This window comes from Leptospira perolatii (assembly GCF_002811875.1).
In the GTDB taxonomy this organism is placed as follows: Bacteria; Spirochaetota; Leptospiria; order Leptospirales; family Leptospiraceae; genus Leptospira_B; species Leptospira_B perolatii.
Window position 1 is genome coordinate 15428 of sequence record NZ_NPDZ01000010.1, and the last position, 16306, is coordinate 31733.

A 16306-nucleotide genomic window follows, 5' to 3' on the forward strand; every position below is an offset into this window, starting at 1 on the left:
TTATCCTTTTTAAATATAAGGCAGTCAAAATTTTTTGGCTTTTCATTTTGGAATTTCCAACAGTATCTGTTTGATCAAATCGAATTCCCTCCATGGCAAAAAGTGATCTTGTTCCGAAAGTAAGATTGCTTTTGCAATAGTTCCTTCCGGAAAAACACGTTTTGCAAATTCCAAATTTTCTGGAGAAACTAGAGTATCTTTTTCCCCCTGGATGATATAAGCTTTGGCCTTTAGTTGACTCCAAGTAGGTTGTAAAGTGGCTAACTGTTCTTTGAGAGGCAGCATTTCGTCGTTACTTACAATTAGAGATTTGGGTAAAAGATTTTTTGCGACCCAACTATTCGCGAATTTGTTGTACCACTTGATCTCTTCCTGTTCGGGATCTAATGCCGCGGCTAATAAGACGATTTCAGTTACATGGGAGGGGAGCAACGTAGCAATCCTTCCTGCGATTGGTCCTCCATAGGAATGCCCAACGATCACTAAGTGCTTCCCGATTGGACGACTGAGTTTGGAAAGAAAGAAACTTACAGATGCGGATATTCTCTTTGCCTGTTCTTCCGGATCAGGAACGGACGCATCCGATTCACCATTTCTAAATCCAGGCCGATTCAAACTAATGATACAGTATGTTTTCCTTAATTCAGGATCTTTCATATACTTTAGATAATGTATCCAGTTTCCGGGAGATCCGTGAACAAATACCAAAATATTTCTACGTGTCTGTGTTCCACAATCTACTTCTACAGCCTGGATAGAGTTTGTCCCAGGTAGTGATTCCAATTCTTGAATCTGTACCTTGGCTCCAGATTGGTTGAGAGAAGCTAACGCTTCTGATTCTTCCATTCTCCATTCTTCGAAGGATACGCAGGAGCTAAATCCAACAAGTAAAATGCAAATTAATCCGATCGGATTAGAATGTTTCATAAAAAAATTTCCAAAATATGCTTAACTTTTTCCAAGATAGATCGTTCCTAATTAGTAGGAGCATTCCAAGGAGAAGTGTATGGATTTTTCGAAACTTCCCAAGGGCCATTGGAGAGGAACTTACTCTAGTCATATTTTACTCCTTGAAAATTTTCTTCGACCGATTTCAGGAAAGCCCGGCGGAGAGGCTTGCGTATATCTTGCGGGATTGATTGCGCGTAGACTAGACGATTCTTATTCCGAAGCTGCATTGACTTATCTCCTTGAAGATCCCAGCGAAATTGATGGAATCGTTCGTACTCATATTCCTTATATAGGTCAAAATGCCCCAATCGTGACCATATCTAAAATTAATGCTGAGTTCCTTTCTTTTTCCTTAGCGATGAGAGAGAATGGTAGTTTTCATCGTTTGGAAATTCTGGCACCAAAGAAATTGTTTTCTCTAGCCTCCACATTTTCTTATCGCAGTGGGAATCAAGTTCTTGGTGGAATTTTCGGTTATTTTTCATCTGAATTGGATCGCATATTAGAATTGTTAAGCGACTATCTTTGCTTTTTAGGTGAAGAACCTAGTCCCTTTCCGCCGAGTTCTTCTATTTCTTGGTCTGATCGCTTTGAAAGCGAAAAAAACGAAAGAAACGTATTCAAAGAAAAGAATCCCGGATATGATCTTTTGGAAGAACTACCGTTTGATGCGAGAGTGAAGACGAATTCCATATTAGACAATTTGAGTGGAATTAACTGACCTTTGCCTGAGGTTTATCCTGCAGTTTGGAATACAAATGCCAGAACGCTTGGTTTGGCTTTTGGTCGGTGCCTACGAGTTCTTTGCGAATTCCTTTGACTAAAAACATTTCGATCTCGCCTTTGTTCTTAGCTTTTATTAAGCCTCTCGATTCGCAGTCAAAGAAACTTGCGACTCCAGAATAAGTCTCTTTGGAAATATTCACTTCTCCAGGAAGACCCGAACTTTCCATTCTGCTAGCTGTGTTCACGGTATCGCCCCAGATATCGTACGCAAATTTTTCAGTTCCGACTACTCCCGCGACAACGCTGCCAGAATGGATTCCTAGGCGAAGCTCCCAGGACGACAATCCTTTTGCACTTCTCTCTTCTTTATGGAGTTTCATAAATTTCTGAAATTCTAAACCGCATAAAATTGCGTCCACAGCATGAGTCTTATTCGGTTCCGGGAGACCACCTGCCGCCATGTAAGCGTCTCCGATTGTCTTAATTTTTTCTAATCCGTTTTTCTTGGAAATCTTATCAAATTCTTTAAAGAATAAATCCAGTTCGTTTAATAATTCTTCGGGAGTCATTTTTTCTGCAAGCTGCGTGAATCCGGCCATATCTGTAAATAGAACCGTAACACTTTCATAGCGAACTGGCATTACTTTATCATGTCTTTTTAATTCGTCTGCTACTGATTCTGGAAGAATGTTTCGAAGCAAATTGTCCGATTTGCGCCTTTCTATGTTCAGGTTTCTCCTTAAAACGAAAATCAGAACGCCTGTTAAAATCTGAACATAAAAATAATTTCCTCCTAAATCCATATACTTTTCCATCCGGTTTTCGATCGGTACGACTAAGTTCGGGTAAAAGTATTCTATGCAGTAAAGAGCGGGAGGGAAGAGCGAATAAAGGGCATAGATAAAAACTACATTATGATCTCGTAATAAAATTGTCGCGATTACAAGAGCAGGTATAAAGTAATAATGATTTCCTCCCTGAGATCCTCCGTTCAAAAACCAGACGGACGAAAGGTAAAATAGGATCGTTAAGTTAAATGGCCAAAACAGTGAATAGTATATACTTTTCATCCTAGAAAAGTAATACATTCCCAGCATTGCCAAGCCAGATATTAAGTTTAGAGCAAGCACTCTGTAATAGTATTCTTGTTCTACTAGAAAAATGGAGCCTAAAACGTTCGATACTCCATTAATCAGAGCGACGGCATTGAACAAACGGTGTTCCAAAGAGTTCTTTTTAGGATCTCCTACAAGTATAAAAACTAGATTAAGGATTTTATCTGTCATTGCCGTTTACACTTCCTTTAACAATCCAACTTAATAGAAGTTCGAAGGATAATTGAATTGTTACATTATGGAAAGAAATTTCATAGAATTTCTAATTAGACAAATCGGAAACGATTCTGTCTCCAGCATAAAATTTCCAGAGGGACCCTAGAATGGGAAATAGGCCAGCGCCTTTTGCTCCCTTCGAAATCGCCTCTCTTCCGATTCTAAACAAAATGGCCCATTGTTTAAATAGAATTTTATATCTTTCCGTTTTTGTAAACCTAGGGTCATACAGATTCGTAGATTCGGACGTAATTCCATTCAGTTCTACGATCTTGAAACCTTTCCCTAATTTGAAGTTTTCTAAGGATTTAAAGCGAACATCATATCTACCGAAATAGAATCCTTCAAAGTTCGAGGAAATTTGGTCGATCGCGTCTTCGAGTTCGGGGGTAATCCATTCGGAGCCGTCCAGGAAAAGGGTTCCTTGGCAATGGTTCCCGGCTTCGGCGAGTCGCAACTTTTCGGAATTTCTGGGAATTTTATTCCAGTCGTCCTTCCAGCGTTCTTGAAAAACCTTGGCTTGGATTCTGAATCTAGGATGATTTGCGATTAAGTCTTCTAAAGTGCTTTTTCCATCGCCGAATATCTTAGGAAATACTTTTCGAGTAATGGAAAAGATCTTACCTCGCGGAGAAAAAGGAAATCTATAATAGAAAATTCCGGCTTCGAACGGCCCTGGATGATACTCCTGGAGTAAAAGGGGAACATTGCTTGAGGATAAGACTTCTTGAATGTCCTTTTTCGATTTGATTAAACGAACTCCTTGTCCTCTTTGTCCCGCATCAGGTTTAAGTATAATCGGAAAGGACAACTTGAGCTTTTTCATTTGCTCGACCACGCCTTTTACGCTCCGATCGTTAGCGGATTCTAAGTAAGCAAACTTTAACGAGAGTTTGGAATTTAATTTGGATAAGATTTCATACTTAGATTCTCCTACCAAACCTCCGAGCGGAATTCCTGGATTTCCCGCAGCGATGGTGCCGAATCCGAGAGAGGTTAGGGAGCTCCAACGGATTGACCTGAGACTCAAATAGGAAACCCAGGGAACGAGAGGCAGGTAGAGTCTCCAAGTGGACCAAAACTCCATCGGGTCCTGGAGCTGGAGTAATTCTTCTTCGCTTCTTGAATCTTTCAAACGAACTAAATAATGTTTATTTAATATGAATCGACTCAGACGAGTTGGTTTGAGAATTTTCGTAGTTTAGGGTGGAAAAAGCGATACCGAAACTTTTTGGAACAGCTTTCATTTTCAATTCGGACTCGAGAGCGACTCGAATCATCGCATTATGGTGAATCGTATGATCCTGGACATAGAGCAGTTCTCTTTCCCAATGAGTATCCGTGATTTCTTCGTTTTGGGAATCCGGACCGGAAAAGTAGCAGACCTTTGCTTCTCCAGCCCATGTGGCTATTTCGAGATAAGAAGCCAATTCGTACAATCTTTCCGAAGCAGAGGCGTTCGAGACCTCGTAGACTGGATTTCTTTTTCTTCTGTCGTACGAAATTACACCTGTGTGCCTACCGTTTATCAACGCTTCGGCGATTTCGATTGAATGTCGGACGTGTTTTCCGACGGAGGATCCCGAAAGTATAGAAAGGCCGGCTGAGTAGTCTTGCGGAGAGATGCCCCGAACTATATCGCCGAGTTGTAAAAGAAGGGAGGACAGCGATTTTGCTAGATTGGATTCATTGATTTGCATTATATACTGCTTCGTTCCGATCAACGAAACGGTTACGGATAGGATCGGGAACGGTAGAATTTTCTACAGTTCCCTAAAACTGGCAAGTCAGATAATATTTAATATAGAGAGAAGCGAACCGGCACATAGACTTTAACTGTGATCGGTTTGCCTTCTAAAACAGAGGGAGAATATCTTTTCTTGTAAAAACTTTGTATCGCGGATTCCTCCAAGCCGAATCCCAGAGGTTTTCCTACCGCCCGGACTCTTAACACTTCTCCGCTATCCGCAATAATTACTTCTAAAGTTGTCGTTCCAGTTACACCAGCAGACTGAGCATCCTTGGTATATTCCGGAACCATATTCGGAGTTAGATCCACGGGTGCGGTGGCACCAGAGACGATTGCATCCTGAGCTCCAGCGATTCTAGAATCTTCCTTTTTCTTAAGAGTATCTGTTACTTCGAACTCACCGTCGTCCGGAGCTTCTCCTACGTTCGGATCTTGGATGACCAGATTGTCCACGAAGGCAACCTCATCCACGAGTTTATCCAAACGATCGTAGGTGATAGGCGGAGTGTACCAAAAGAAGAGAACCAAGAGTTGGATAATCAACGAGGACGTGAGAAAGGTCTCCATCCTGTATCTATCTACGAATCTTCTTAATTTACTGTGAGGCTTAGGGCTTGTAGTGGCTACGGTCACTTTAACCCTCCGCCTTGCGTCGTTTTGGTGACGAGGGAAATCTTCAGAGCTCCGGATTCGCGTAACATTTCGAAAGCGTTGTCCAGATCCGCATAAGATAAATCCTTGTCTGCGTGCACTAACACCTTAAGGTCCGGAGTAGTCGTGAGCTTTCCTCGAACGTGATTGATCGCTTCGTTCAGGGGCATTTTGACCTGGTTGAAGTATACGCTCTTCGATGCATCTGCGCTCAGATACAAATTCGCGATTTTCTTATTGAGCTGCTCGCCGCCTGGAACGTCCGGAAGTGCTATCGGAATGTCCGGATCAGTATCCAGTACGGAAGTGACCATAAAAAATACTAACAAAAGAAAGGCGATATCTGCCATCGAACTAACAGGAATTTTTGGAGGGGCTTTCTTTTTCTTAAGTGCCATTTCTCTCTTTTTCCTTATTTCAGTCTTCTAACGGAAACTTGCTTAAATCCGCGCAATTGCACGGTGGACAAAGCGTCCAACATGTTTCCATACTTTGTATCACCGGTCGTCTTTATCAAAGCGACCTTCTCCTCGATATTCGAAATTTCAAGCTCGTTGATATCTTTTCTGAATTCAGCGAGATCCTTGTAGTCACGAGTGCCGAGTGCCTTGTTCCTCATTTTGATTGTTTCGCCAGCGACCAATATTTCGTACAAGTTCTCTCTCAAGACCAGAGTAGGTTTGGAGTTCACTCTAGGAAGTTGGATATTGAGCCCTTCCTTTACGAAAAACACCGCCGTAACCATGAAGAAAACCAAGAGAAGAAATGCTATATCCGACATCGATGACGCGGAGATTTCTTCCAGTTCCTTCTTTTTTTTGAGCTTAATCATTTTGGAATCCTTTTATAAAAGCAGAATCGGTCTTAAGCCCTTGCGTTTCGCTTTAGGAATTCCTTATATATTCTGTTGGCTGCTTCTTCTACTTCGGAAGTGAATCCGTCGATTCTAGCAGTTAGGTATTGGTGAAAGGTCATCGCTGGGATCGCGATAATCAATCCGGCTGCAGTTGTAATCAATGCTTCTTTGATACCACCAGCAACTACTTTCGCGTTTACTTGGTCCGCGTTTGCAATGGCGTCAAATGCGTTGATCATCCCGGAAACTGTTCCCAAGAATCCGATGAGAGGTGCGATCGTAGAAACCGCAGCTAAAATAACCAGTCCTCTTTCTAATAGAGTGATGACTTCAGCAGCTTCTCTCTCGATACCTTTAGAAAAAATCTCTGCGTTTCCTGCAGAAACGTCGATGCCGCCGTTTAAGATATCTGAAATTTTGTAATTCTTGTTCGCTTGGATAAATTCTTTAGCTCCATCCAATCCGTTTGCATCCAACTTTTCCGACAGATCGATGTTATAACCTTTTGGTAGGAGTTTGGATGTGGTTAGAAAATACAACCTTTCGAAGATCACAGCCATAGCAATGATAGAGGAGAGGGCCAGAGGATACATGGTCCAGCCACCTTTTTCGAATAAGTCTATGAATCCCCAGGTTCCACTTTTTTCAGGAGCGGAGGTCGGCTGAGAAGATGTCTCGGCAGAATTGGTGCCGGTGGCAGATTGTTCTGTTTTTGTAGCTTCTTGGTTTTGAGCGGTTTGAGCAATTGCGGGAATTGAAGCCATAAATACAAAACCCCCGAACAATGCGAGCGCTGCCCACTGACGGAGGGTAAGAATTTTGGAAGAGTTGCGCATGAATCGAATACTCCAGTATTTGTTTCTGAAATTACAGAATGGAACCAATTCGTTACATAAGAATTACGAAAAAGTTACGCTTTGGAGACTTGAGCTGCCATTTTCCCAAGCTAAAGCTTTACCCGCATTGCCAATTTAAGTTCCGGAAAATTACTACTTCCTATTGTTTTCTATTTGTAACGAAACCTGGAATCGAAAGTACGGGTTTTTGCACGCTGTGCAATGGGTCAAATTCTTGCAGACATGACCAGATTACTCAATTATCTGTCGTTAGGCGCGATTCCTTTGCGCGGCTTTGAAAATTACATGAATCTTGATGAAATTATCCATTTGAAAGAATACCAGAAGGAATGGGGATCGGATTACCTAATAGAACGAGAACTACTCAGATGCAGCTTTCCGGAAAACAGCATTATAGACATTCAGCATATCGGAAGCACATCCGTAAAGGGAATGTATGCAAAGCCGGTCATTGATATTATGATCGGTCTGAAGTCTTTGGAGATAGACCAAGAGACGGATCAAAAGCTTTTCAAATCAGGTTATAGAGGATTTGGCGAAGAAGGAGTTGCCGGTAAGCTCTATTACAGAAAGAGGGAATGTAAATCGATCAATCTATCGATCGTCCATTGGGAAGACGAAATTTGGGGCGATAATATTGTGATTCGTGACTACTTACAAGTCCATGAGCATGAGATTTTAAAATATTCTAATATAAAAAAAGAAATTTATCTTAAAGGCCACAAAACCTTATTGGCTTATTCAAAAGAAAAAGCCGAGTTTATGAATGATCTATTGCAAAGAGCGAAGAGTTGGGATCGAAGCTTAATGAATAGAAAAAGAAAGATTTAATTGTGAGCAGGGGAAGAAGGCCTTCCCCGTCTCAGTATTTTAGGAACTTTTAAAGCTTATACGTTGCGGAGAACGAGAAGCTCACACCGGTTCTATAGGATTGAAAGAGGTCCTTTTCTCCGGTAAGCGGATTTTTCTGATACACTCTATATCTTGTATCAAAGATATTTTGTGCAGAGGCTTTGAATTCTAAGTGGTCGTTTCTTTTGTAAGTGTAAACGATATCTGTTAGACCAACCGCTCTTTCGTAAGCGTCAGGAAGACCGTTCGCACCCACTGCGTAGAGTCTGTCTCCGAAGTAATTATAATATACTCCGATCCCGTGTTTCTTTTTCTCATCCAGTTTGAAGTCAAATTTGATATTGAATACAAGTGGGGACTGTCCTTGTAACGGACGGGAGATATTTGTCGGACTGTAGGCAGAAGCTCTGGAAGCCGGATCTAACAATCCGGATTTTGCGGCAACGAAAGTTTCCCAAGGCATTACATCTACTCTAGAGCTGATCAAGAATAAGTTTGCCTCGAATCGAACTCTTTCCAAGAGATCTTTACGAAAATCGAGTTCTACGCCTCGAATTGTAGCTTCGTTTGCGTTTAGGAAGGTAAATCTTTGAGAAATACTTCCTGCAATAGGTTGTCCTACCATTTCAATCGGGCTGGAGAGCTGTTTAAAGAATGCGCCCACTCCAACATAGTCAGTAGAGTTCAGATAGTATTCGTATCTCAAGTCATAGTTGTGAATGAAAGTACGACGTAGATCGGAGTTACCGAAGACCCGGTTTGCACCGAAGTAAGGAGTAAATCCGAACGGAGAGAGTTCTCTCAAATCAGGACGTGTCAAAGTCTGAGTCGCCGCAAACCTAATGATCTGATTGTCCTTGAATTCCCAGTTTAAGTTAAAAGAAGGGAGTTTATCTTTTGTGCGCAACTGACCAACACCGTTGTTATTCGGATCACAAATGTTATTGTTAATCAAAGAGATTCTCGCGAATTCGTCCTTTACATCGCAGCCATAATTAACGTTTGTTAGTCGATTGACATCGGTCATAAGGAAAGTCTTAACGTGCTGGAAGCTGTCCTCGTAACGGAGTCCAGTGAGTAGCTTCAGCTTAGGTTGGATAGGAATTTCGACCTGTCCGTAATACGCTTGCAGTTTTTGTGAAGCGTCGTAAGCGTTTGCCTCCGATCTCCTTTCCGAGAAGGTTGCGTTATCTTTAATGAATTGGTAAGGGTTTGAGTACACTTCACCTGGAACCGGATATTGATCGATTCCGGGGACAACTGTGTTCGGCTTTTGACCGAATTCTCTGAATCGGAAATCCTTGCTCCTTTCCATTGAGTACGAACCGAATTTAAAAGTAGATTTTAAGCCGTTCCACTGATCGAAAGGAATTTCGTAATCAAACTTGGCGGTTTTGACCGTGTCGGTAGATTCCGAAAAGAATCTAGAACCGTCTGGGTTATTTCCAAGACGAGTATAGTTTTGATTGGCTGCGGCACCATCCGGTCTTCTCCAGACTTGCTGTTGCAAGTTCGGTTGTTCACGGACTGCTTCCGCATAGTTTACTCTCCAGTCCAATTTGTGAGGACGATCCCCGATTATATTTAGCGCGTGATCTCCACCGATCGTATTATGAAGGATTCTGCTACTAGTATACGTAGTAGTCAATGCCGCGAAGTTAAAGTTATCGATATAGTCGGTTCCTTTTGCATCGCGAACTGTTGCTTCACCTTGTTGTGAATATAAGGTTTTTAGAAAGATCTGCTGACCCTTTGTAATTTCATACGCGAGGTTTAGGTTATTTCCCCAGTTGCGCTCTTCGGTATACAGATCTGCGTTTTGCTTCTGTTGGAAGTTTAGATTTGCCCCCTGGTTTGAAAGTGGGGAATAAACTCCTGCAAAATATCGATTTGAAGCTTCTTGGCGAAAACGGTAGTTTCGGTTGTAGGTAGAGCCGACTAAAATTCCGAGTCTTGATCCTGAAGTGCCGATTTTATACGTGTCTCCGAAGCTAATTGACATGTTTCTGTCAAAGGAAGCAGGGCCAGAATCCGGAGTCCACTTTTGGTTGAAGGAAGCGGTAGAGGCTTGGGTGAGTTTTGGAGGAAGTCCTCCAAAAATATTTCCCGGTTGGAAGGGGATGCTTTCCGGAACGGATTGAACAATAGAAGGTATTCTTTGGTTTTCATTTACACCGCCAAATGCATCTCCCTGGTTCATAGAAAGGAACTTTTTACCGGTTGTATTGTAGTTTCCACCTGCTCCCAAGGTTACGCTGAACTGCTTTTCTTCCGGATACTCTTGGGTTTCTATTTTTACTAGACCTCCCGAAAATTCTCCGGGTAATTCTGGTGCAAAGGTTTTAATGATACGAACGTTCTTCAAGACTCCAGCCGGAAAGATGTCGAGGGCAACGACCCTTTTGTCGGGCTCAGTGGAAGGAATCAGAGTATCGTTCAATTCGGTATTGGAATAGCGCTCTCCTAATCCTCGAACGAATACGAACTTTCCTCCTACTAAGGTAATTCCAGTTACCCTTCTGACTACTTCTCCTGCGGAGGAGTCCGGGCTTTTCTTGATCGCTTCTTTGGAAATTCCATCAGAGACGGTCGAGCCTTTCTTTTGAATCGCAAGGAGCGCGGCTTCGGCGTCGTTTAACGCTCTGCCTTTTACGTCTACTGTTTCAAGTTTTTGAATACCGAAGGTAATATTCACAACCTGTGATTTTCCGGCAGAAACGGTAACGGTTTTTTTCTGAGCAGAAAATCCCATCATCTGGAATTCGACTTCATGAGTACCCGCGGGTAACTCTAAATCGTAGTTTCCATCAAAATCTGTTTTAGCAAATTTCTTAATGGATCTTACTACGATCGTGGCACCAAAGACTGCGTCCCCAGAATCACCATCTACGATTTTTCCTCGGATTTTTCCTGCGCCTTGAGCCCAGGTCTCCGCGATACTTCCGATCAGCAGAAGTACTAAAAAAACTAATTTAACTTTCTTTAACATTTTTTCCCTTTGTCTTTTTATCCAGAGGAGTTTCTTTTTTTCTGCATCCCCTGCTGTTTATGTACTAATCACGCAGACCTTATACTTGCCCTTGTGTCCGACCACGAGGCGTATTTCTTCAATAGTTCGGACTTCCTTTCCGACTCGAATTTCAACTACTCCGATTGGGTATCCATCCAGAGCATTTAGTTTTCGGATCGGTTTTTTCCAGCGAATGGTTTCTACTTTGATTTGATTCGGCTTAATACCTTTCAAAGTGGATTTAATATGGTCTAGTGCAGCGGCTCTACGAACAGCGGTAATTTCCCAGGCTTCTTCTTCGGTCATGTTTGCCGTTAGGGTTCCTTCGTTCAACGTGTTCGGTAAAAAGATATTCAGGTATTCTTCTTTCGTAAAAATATAATGATCAGGTTTTCCGGAAGCGACTGACTTTAGGAAGCTAGCAACTGCTTCCTCTCTGCTTTCGCTTGCTTCTGAAATCTCATAAGAATCCTTGATTCTTTCTTGGTAAACTTTATGAGTTTCTTCGATTTGAAGCTGACGCTCTGTCTTTGGCTTTTTGCAGCCGGAGTAAGTTAAAGTAGAAAGTATTGCGAATGAACAAATTACAAGAATTGTTCGAATTTTTCCCGGTTTCATCTATTTATTTTAATTTCTTAATTTCTATTTTCTTAAAGTAAAGGGGGAGTTTCCTCCCCCTTTTTCACATTTCGCTTAGAAGTTCAAATTAGCGTGACCGCCAAGCAGTCCAACCTTGCCACCATTTCGGGCCGCTAGCAGGACCTCCGCCGGTGTCAGCAGTTGCCAGGCCGGTTCCAGTAGACTTAGTGGTAAAGTCAGGCTTATCACCGAATCCACAAGTAGCGCTGATTCCACCGAGTGACTCGATTGGAAGCGCAGTAATATCGTCGGCAGAAGCTCCAGTACAGGTGCTTCCTGCGATATTATCGCTTTTTGCTTGTTCACTGTGAACAGATGCTGCAATCGTGCTGGTAGTTGCAGGATATCCTGCGCTTGCATCGCAATGAACGTTCTCAGAAAATCCGTAGATAACTCCTTCTGAGAAGGTTCCCGCCATACCTTCACGGTGACGCTCTCCAAAAGAGTTCGGAGCGTTAATACCGATCAGAGTATAGTTGGATACAGTTGGATGTGAGCAATCTGTGGTTCCGCCTAAGCAAGTAGCTCCGTATCCATTATGTGCTCCGTCCATTTCCATTCCGTGCGGATCTGTAGAAACCGATCCACCGCAAGCAGTTGGATATTTTACTGCGATGAGATTGCTTAGGGTTCCAGAGAAACCTTCGTCCATGTCAAAGTCATCGTCCATGCCACCCGATCCAATCAGATATGTTCCAGTAAACGTAGAAGGAGCGATACCGCCTCCCCACCATTCATAGGAATCGTCCAAACCGCGGTGAGCTTGCACATAGTTATAAGTGGCAGAATTGACTGCGTAGTGGGAGAGCGAGTTTAACTCGTCACCAGGAGCAACCTCGTTACCCGCAAACTCAACGATCGTGTATGCTAAGTTCAGGTTTACGTTTGTCCCACCTGCTTTTGGATAGGTTTCCGGACTTACTCCTTCTGTGGTTCCCGTTCCGGTCGCGCGTGTACCGCTACCACTACCTACGAAAACGATTCCACCCCAGTCTCCGGGGAATCTGGATCCTCTCGCTTGAGAAGAGGTAAAGCAAACAGGAGCGGCTGCAGTTCCTTGTGTGGTTAAGTTTCCTCCCACGAAGAAAATAGCAGATCCTCTTGTTCCATACACTACTGATCCAGCTGGAACAGTCAATGTTGCTCCACTTTTCACATAAACAACTCCGTCCAGAATTGTGGAAGGTCCGAGTGTTTTGTTAGAAGTAATTGTTCCAGAGAGAACCTCAGGAGCGGGAGCGTTGAAGCCATCGCATACGGTTTCTCCTGCAGTCGGATTCGGGTTGAAATACTGTCCCTTGATTGCTGCTAAAACAGACTTGATTTGGATATTTACTGTAGTAGCACTTCCACCGTGTCCAGAAGCATCTGCTGTAATTTCAGGGCTTATTGCTACACTCGAAACAGTTACTTGGCTTAGAGAACCAGGATTGCTTTCGTCTACATTGATCGCTAAGCTAAAAGTTGCAACGTCAGTATTGTAGTTTGCTACACTATCGCAAGTCGCGTTACAAGCACCAGCAACCGTAGTACTATCAATCGTAATGATCTTTCCGGTGTAAGTACCAGAAGGAACTCCCAAAAGATTGACAGAAACTCCGAAATCACCTGCGTCTTTGTTTGACTTGTTGCTGGATGGTGCTAAAGCTACGGTAAAATCTGTAGCAACTACTTCTCCAGTTTCGGTATTCGTTAGTGTTACGTACATCGGTTTGTTTGTAACCAGATCCACACCGTTTGCCAAAGCAATAGTATTGCTGGTTACTGTTGTTGATGTAGTATCAAGATTTCCGGTTTTAGTAACTTTCCCTGCAATGAATACGTTCGCTTCGAACTGGTTTGCGAGAACCAGGGCTGCGAGTACTGCGTTGTTATTTCCGCCACCTTTTCCTCCATCACAATTTCCCAACACTGCGGTTAGGGCAACTGCGGTAGAAAGAACGGAAAGGCGTTTCATATGCCTTTTCATATTGAATTTCCTTCCTCCAACTTCGTCTAAAGTTTTCATCCGAAATGGTTTTTATTGGTTATACTATGTCCTGCGTCCGTTACGTACTGATTACGTAACCGTTACCTTTTACTCAAGGAAGTAGAAGAAATAGTAGTGCCATTCCTCCCATAATTCCGTAGTCTATATATCTTTGCTTAGCAGGGTAGTCCTCTTCTTCCTTTTGCTTCCAGGCTACATCCTTCTTTTCTACGGTAACGATAGTGCGATCGAATCCTCTCTTTGTTCCGTCCTCGTATTCCACGATAACGCCTTGTTCTGTTTCCGAGGTTTTCACGTTTTCGATTACTTCGTTGGTTTTGTTATTTCTAACTGTATCCGCAAAAGATAATGCAGGTAGAAAGAGTAATGCGATGCATACGAGTGCTTTTCTTGTAATCATAATGTAAAATTTCCTATTAAGCCTAGGTCCGTTCTTCCTTCTGATTTTATACTTCGCAATCCGAATAAGGAAGGAAGTGTTACAAATCTGTTAAAATGAACGGTAGGAATTTTTGTATTCCCTGGGGAAATTCGAGTGAATCACCTTAGTTTGAGGAGATTATTACAAATTGAAGCGGATGAATAGAAACGTAATATATTCGCGAAATTTAATGAATCAAAACTTAAGAGTAAAAAAACGTTATCTCCTAACGAACCGAAAATTGCGCGAGGTTGAGTAGTGAGGTAGGTTTGCTAAAATAAAACCCCTGTGCTTCGTCGCAGCCTATATCTCTAATTTTATTGAGCTGTTCTTCGGTTTCTACACCTTCTGCGATTAGCCTAAATCCAAGGCTTTTGCCAAGGGCTACAATGGTTTTCGAAATGGACAAAGAGTTGGGATCCGTTACTATTCTTTCTACAAAGCTATGATCTATCTTTAAAGAACGGATTGGTAGCTGAGATAAGTGTGAGAGGCTTGAATAGCCGGTTCCGAAATCGTCCAGTGCGATAGAAATTCCCCAGGAACGCAATTCTTCCAGAATATCCAAGGTCCGATTCAAGTTAGAAATCAGCGCGGATTCGGTGATTTCTAGTTCCAATTCGCCGATTCTGTTTCCGTAGGTTTCGACGCATTTCAAAATCTTTTTCGGCAACTTTCTATCTTCCAGTTGTTTCGGTGCTATGTTTATTGCCATTCGTATAGAAGGATGTCCAAGTTTTTTCCATTCTTGCAAATCACGCATTGCCGTTTCCAGAACCCACAGCCCTAACTCTTGGATTAGTCCTGTTTCCTCGGCTATCGCTAAAAAGGAATTGGGAGCGAGCAGACCCAGGGTTGGATGAAGCCATCGAATCAGCGCTTCCACAGAAACAATCTTACCGTCCTGCAAACTGACTCTAGGTTGGTATTGAAGATAGAATTCTGAATTACTAATGGCTCTTTCTAAGTGCTTTCCGATCAGATATTTCTCTTCCATTTTGTTCCTTAGCTCCGGAGAAAGCAGGGAAGGCGAATGGAATATAGAACCTTTACTTTGAGAAATTTGTGCTTCAGATTTTTGTAATAGAACTTCTGCACTTTTCGCGTCAAACGGATACACTGCCATCCCGGCGCGACTAGAGGCAGTAATGATTGTAGAATCCAAGTTAAAGGCTTGATTTTCGATTTTTTCGATTTCGTCGGACCAATTCTCCAGTTCGAAATGATGAGACTGTTCGGAAGGAGGGATAAAAAAGGAAAGTTGGTCTTCTTCGGTTCGAGAGAGTATGGTATTTGCAGGCAACTTTGCTCGTAAAAGGTTCGAGATATTCTTTATAAAGAATTCCTTATGTTTAGATCCCAATCCTTCCGGATTCCAGTTTAAGAATTTAATACAAAATACAGGGATATAGAGTGAAGATTTTTTCTCTCTAATTTCTGAAATCGAGTGAGAAAGTTTTTCGATAAACAAATTGCGATTCGGTAGACCGGTTTCAGAATCGTAGTTTTCCAAATGCTTGCTAATTCCTTCGTTGATGCGCATCAATAAGGAAATGTTGAAATTCAACTGACCGAGTTCGTCTTCGGTGGTAGAAGGAAGTTCAGCGACGATCGAGTTTTTTAAATATTTGTCCAGTGTCTCGTTTGCTTTTGAAACCGAGGAAAGCATTCTTCGAATTAGAACGAAGGTACTCGAGTAGCAGAAGAAAAGAGCGATGAGCGGATAGATCAGGACAAACGCCGACTCGAATATAGTTTTTCCCGAGAAAGGATAAACATAAATGATCACTAAGGCAGACGGAATCAACGCCCCAAGTACGATTGCAGTCACTACTTTTGAGTACAATGTTCTCAGTACTTTGGACTTATGAAGGAACGGATGGTTTTTTGGTTCCAATTCGTCCATTTGTGTCTGAGTGAATAGACGAATCGATTTTTGATCTCTTTGCGTTCGCATAACAGTTTTAAATTTAATAGAAACAATTCTCTGGAAATTATTTGCGCCACTTCATTGTTAAACGAAATGCCTTGTGACTAAGACAAAAGACTTAGAGTGCGCTTTGTTTTGTATACATCTATCGTACACATTGTAGCCGAATTTTATCGGTAGCAGTTCAGTCTGAGTGCCACTTGGCTTCGAGTCGTAGTGCAACTCCGGATGTGTTATCGAGGCTATCCGTGAATTTCTTTTGAGACATAGGAAGTTGGATTCGATAGGATTTAGAATAAAAACTGAATAAATTTTGTGTCAATTCCAAGGAAATTTCTTGCT

At 42.2% G+C, this 16306-nt stretch carries 15 protein-coding genes; 2 read left to right on the plus strand and 13 right to left on the minus strand.

The annotated features are described in order from the left end of the window. Positions 1-42: 42 nt before the first annotated feature. Positions 43-927: an alpha/beta fold hydrolase gene (locus CH373_RS14320; protein WP_243393407.1), complete on the minus strand. Its 885-nt coding sequence runs from the start codon at positions 925-927 to the stop codon at positions 43-45. Positions 928-1006: 79 nt separating this feature from the next. Between CH373_RS14320 and CH373_RS14325 the strand changes: the two genes are divergently transcribed. Continuing rightward, the gene (locus CH373_RS14325) at positions 1007-1672 is read left to right on the plus strand and encodes a hypothetical protein (protein WP_100714334.1); all 666 of its coding nucleotides are present in this window, start codon (positions 1007-1009) and stop codon (positions 1670-1672) included. Here CH373_RS14325 and CH373_RS14330 read toward each other — a convergent pair. From CH373_RS14330 to CH373_RS14360, 7 genes are all read right to left on the minus strand, one after another. After that, the gene (locus CH373_RS14330) at positions 1665-2963 is read right to left on the minus strand and encodes an adenylate/guanylate cyclase domain-containing protein (RefSeq protein ID WP_100714333.1); all 1299 of its coding nucleotides are present in this window, start codon (positions 2961-2963) and stop codon (positions 1665-1667) included. The genes CH373_RS14325 and CH373_RS14330 overlap by 8 nt on opposite strands. Before the next feature lie 91 nt (positions 2964-3054). Beyond that, entirely contained in the window at positions 3055-4143 is a 1089-nt protein-coding gene (locus tag CH373_RS14335; RefSeq protein WP_100714332.1) for a carboxylate--amine ligase, read from the minus strand. Between the two features lie 16 nt (positions 4144-4159). Further along, on the minus strand, positions 4160-4708 hold the full coding sequence (locus CH373_RS14340) for a hypothetical protein (protein WP_100714331.1): 549 nt from the start codon (positions 4706-4708) through the stop codon (positions 4160-4162). 98 nt (positions 4709-4806) lie between these two features. After that, entirely contained in the window at positions 4807-5391 is a 585-nt protein-coding gene (locus tag CH373_RS14345; protein ID WP_243393408.1) for an energy transducer TonB, read from the minus strand. Continuing rightward, positions 5388-5807: an ExbD/TolR family protein gene (locus CH373_RS14350; protein ID WP_100714330.1), complete on the minus strand. Its 420-nt coding sequence runs from the start codon at positions 5805-5807 to the stop codon at positions 5388-5390. The genes CH373_RS14345 and CH373_RS14350 overlap by 4 nt, the downstream gene beginning before the upstream one ends. A gap of 14 nt (positions 5808-5821) precedes the next feature. Then, on the minus strand, positions 5822-6241 hold the full coding sequence (locus CH373_RS14355; protein ID WP_100714329.1) for an ExbD/TolR family protein: 420 nt from the start codon (positions 6239-6241) through the stop codon (positions 5822-5824). A 32-nt stretch (positions 6242-6273) separates the two neighbouring features. Then, a complete protein-coding gene (locus CH373_RS14360; protein WP_100714361.1) occupies positions 6274-7029 on the minus strand; it encodes a MotA/TolQ/ExbB proton channel family protein in 756 nt (251 codons plus the stop codon). Positions 7030-7323: 294 nt separating this feature from the next. Between CH373_RS14360 and CH373_RS14365 the strand changes: the two genes are divergently transcribed. Then, positions 7324-7953: a GrpB family protein gene (locus CH373_RS14365; RefSeq protein ID WP_100714328.1), complete on the plus strand. Its 630-nt coding sequence runs from the start codon at positions 7324-7326 to the stop codon at positions 7951-7953. A 49-nt stretch (positions 7954-8002) separates the two neighbouring features. Here the strand turns inward: CH373_RS14365 and CH373_RS14370 are convergent, their stop codons facing one another. The 5 genes from CH373_RS14370 to CH373_RS14390 form a co-directional block, all read right to left on the minus strand. Further along, entirely contained in the window at positions 8003-10963 is a 2961-nt protein-coding gene (locus CH373_RS14370) for a TonB-dependent receptor (protein WP_100714327.1), read from the minus strand. A gap of 57 nt (positions 10964-11020) precedes the next feature. Further along, positions 11021-11602 carry a hypothetical protein gene (locus CH373_RS14375; protein ID WP_100714326.1) on the minus strand — a complete coding sequence of 194 codons (582 nt, stop codon included), beginning with the start codon at positions 11600-11602 and terminating at the stop codon, positions 11021-11023. Positions 11603-11690: 88 nt separating this feature from the next. Further along, positions 11691-13592: a hypothetical protein gene (locus CH373_RS14380; protein WP_100714325.1), complete on the minus strand. Its 1902-nt coding sequence runs from the start codon at positions 13590-13592 to the stop codon at positions 11691-11693. 112 nt (positions 13593-13704) lie between these two features. Continuing rightward, positions 13705-14013, minus strand: coding sequence for an LIMLP_04285 family protein (locus tag CH373_RS14385; protein ID WP_100714324.1), 309 nt, complete (start codon positions 14011-14013; stop codon positions 13705-13707). Between the two features lie 247 nt (positions 14014-14260). Continuing rightward, positions 14261-15991: a putative bifunctional diguanylate cyclase/phosphodiesterase gene (locus CH373_RS14390; protein WP_100714323.1), complete on the minus strand. Its 1731-nt coding sequence runs from the start codon at positions 15989-15991 to the stop codon at positions 14261-14263. Positions 15992-16306 lie beyond the last annotated feature (315 nt).

Coding starts and splice junctions, on each gene's coding strand:
- CH373_RS14320 (WP_243393407.1), bottom strand. CDS start 927: ATGAAACATTCTAATCCGATCGGATTAATTTGCATTTTACTTGTTGGA.
- CH373_RS14325 (WP_100714334.1), top strand. CDS start 1,007: ATGGATTTTTCGAAACTTCCCAAGGGCCATTGGAGAGGAACTTACTCT.
- CH373_RS14330 (WP_100714333.1), bottom strand. CDS start 2,963: ATGACAGATAAAATCCTTAATCTAGTTTTTATACTTGTAGGAGATCCT.
- CH373_RS14340 (WP_100714331.1), bottom strand. CDS start 4,708: ATGCAAATCAATGAATCCAATCTAGCAAAATCGCTGTCCTCCCTTCTT.
- CH373_RS14350 (WP_100714330.1), bottom strand. CDS start 5,807: ATGGCACTTAAGAAAAAGAAAGCCCCTCCAAAAATTCCTGTTAGTTCG.
- CH373_RS14355 (WP_100714329.1), bottom strand. CDS start 6,241: ATGATTAAGCTCAAAAAAAAGAAGGAACTGGAAGAAATCTCCGCGTCA.
- CH373_RS14360 (WP_100714361.1), bottom strand. CDS start 7,029: ATGGCTTCAATTCCCGCAATTGCTCAAACCGCTCAAAACCAAGAAGCT.
- CH373_RS14365 (WP_100714328.1), top strand. CDS start 7,324: ATGGGTCAAATTCTTGCAGACATGACCAGATTACTCAATTATCTGTCG.
- CH373_RS14370 (WP_100714327.1), bottom strand. CDS start 10,963: ATGTTAAAGAAAGTTAAATTAGTTTTTTTAGTACTTCTGCTGATCGGA.
- CH373_RS14375 (WP_100714326.1), bottom strand. CDS start 11,602: ATGAAACCGGGAAAAATTCGAACAATTCTTGTAATTTGTTCATTCGCA.
- CH373_RS14380 (WP_100714325.1), bottom strand. CDS start 13,592: ATGAAAAGGCATATGAAACGCCTTTCCGTTCTTTCTACCGCAGTTGCC.
- CH373_RS14385 (WP_100714324.1), bottom strand. CDS start 14,013: ATGATTACAAGAAAAGCACTCGTATGCATCGCATTACTCTTTCTACCT.
- CH373_RS14390 (WP_100714323.1), bottom strand. CDS start 15,991: ATGCGAACGCAAAGAGATCAAAAATCGATTCGTCTATTCACTCAGACA.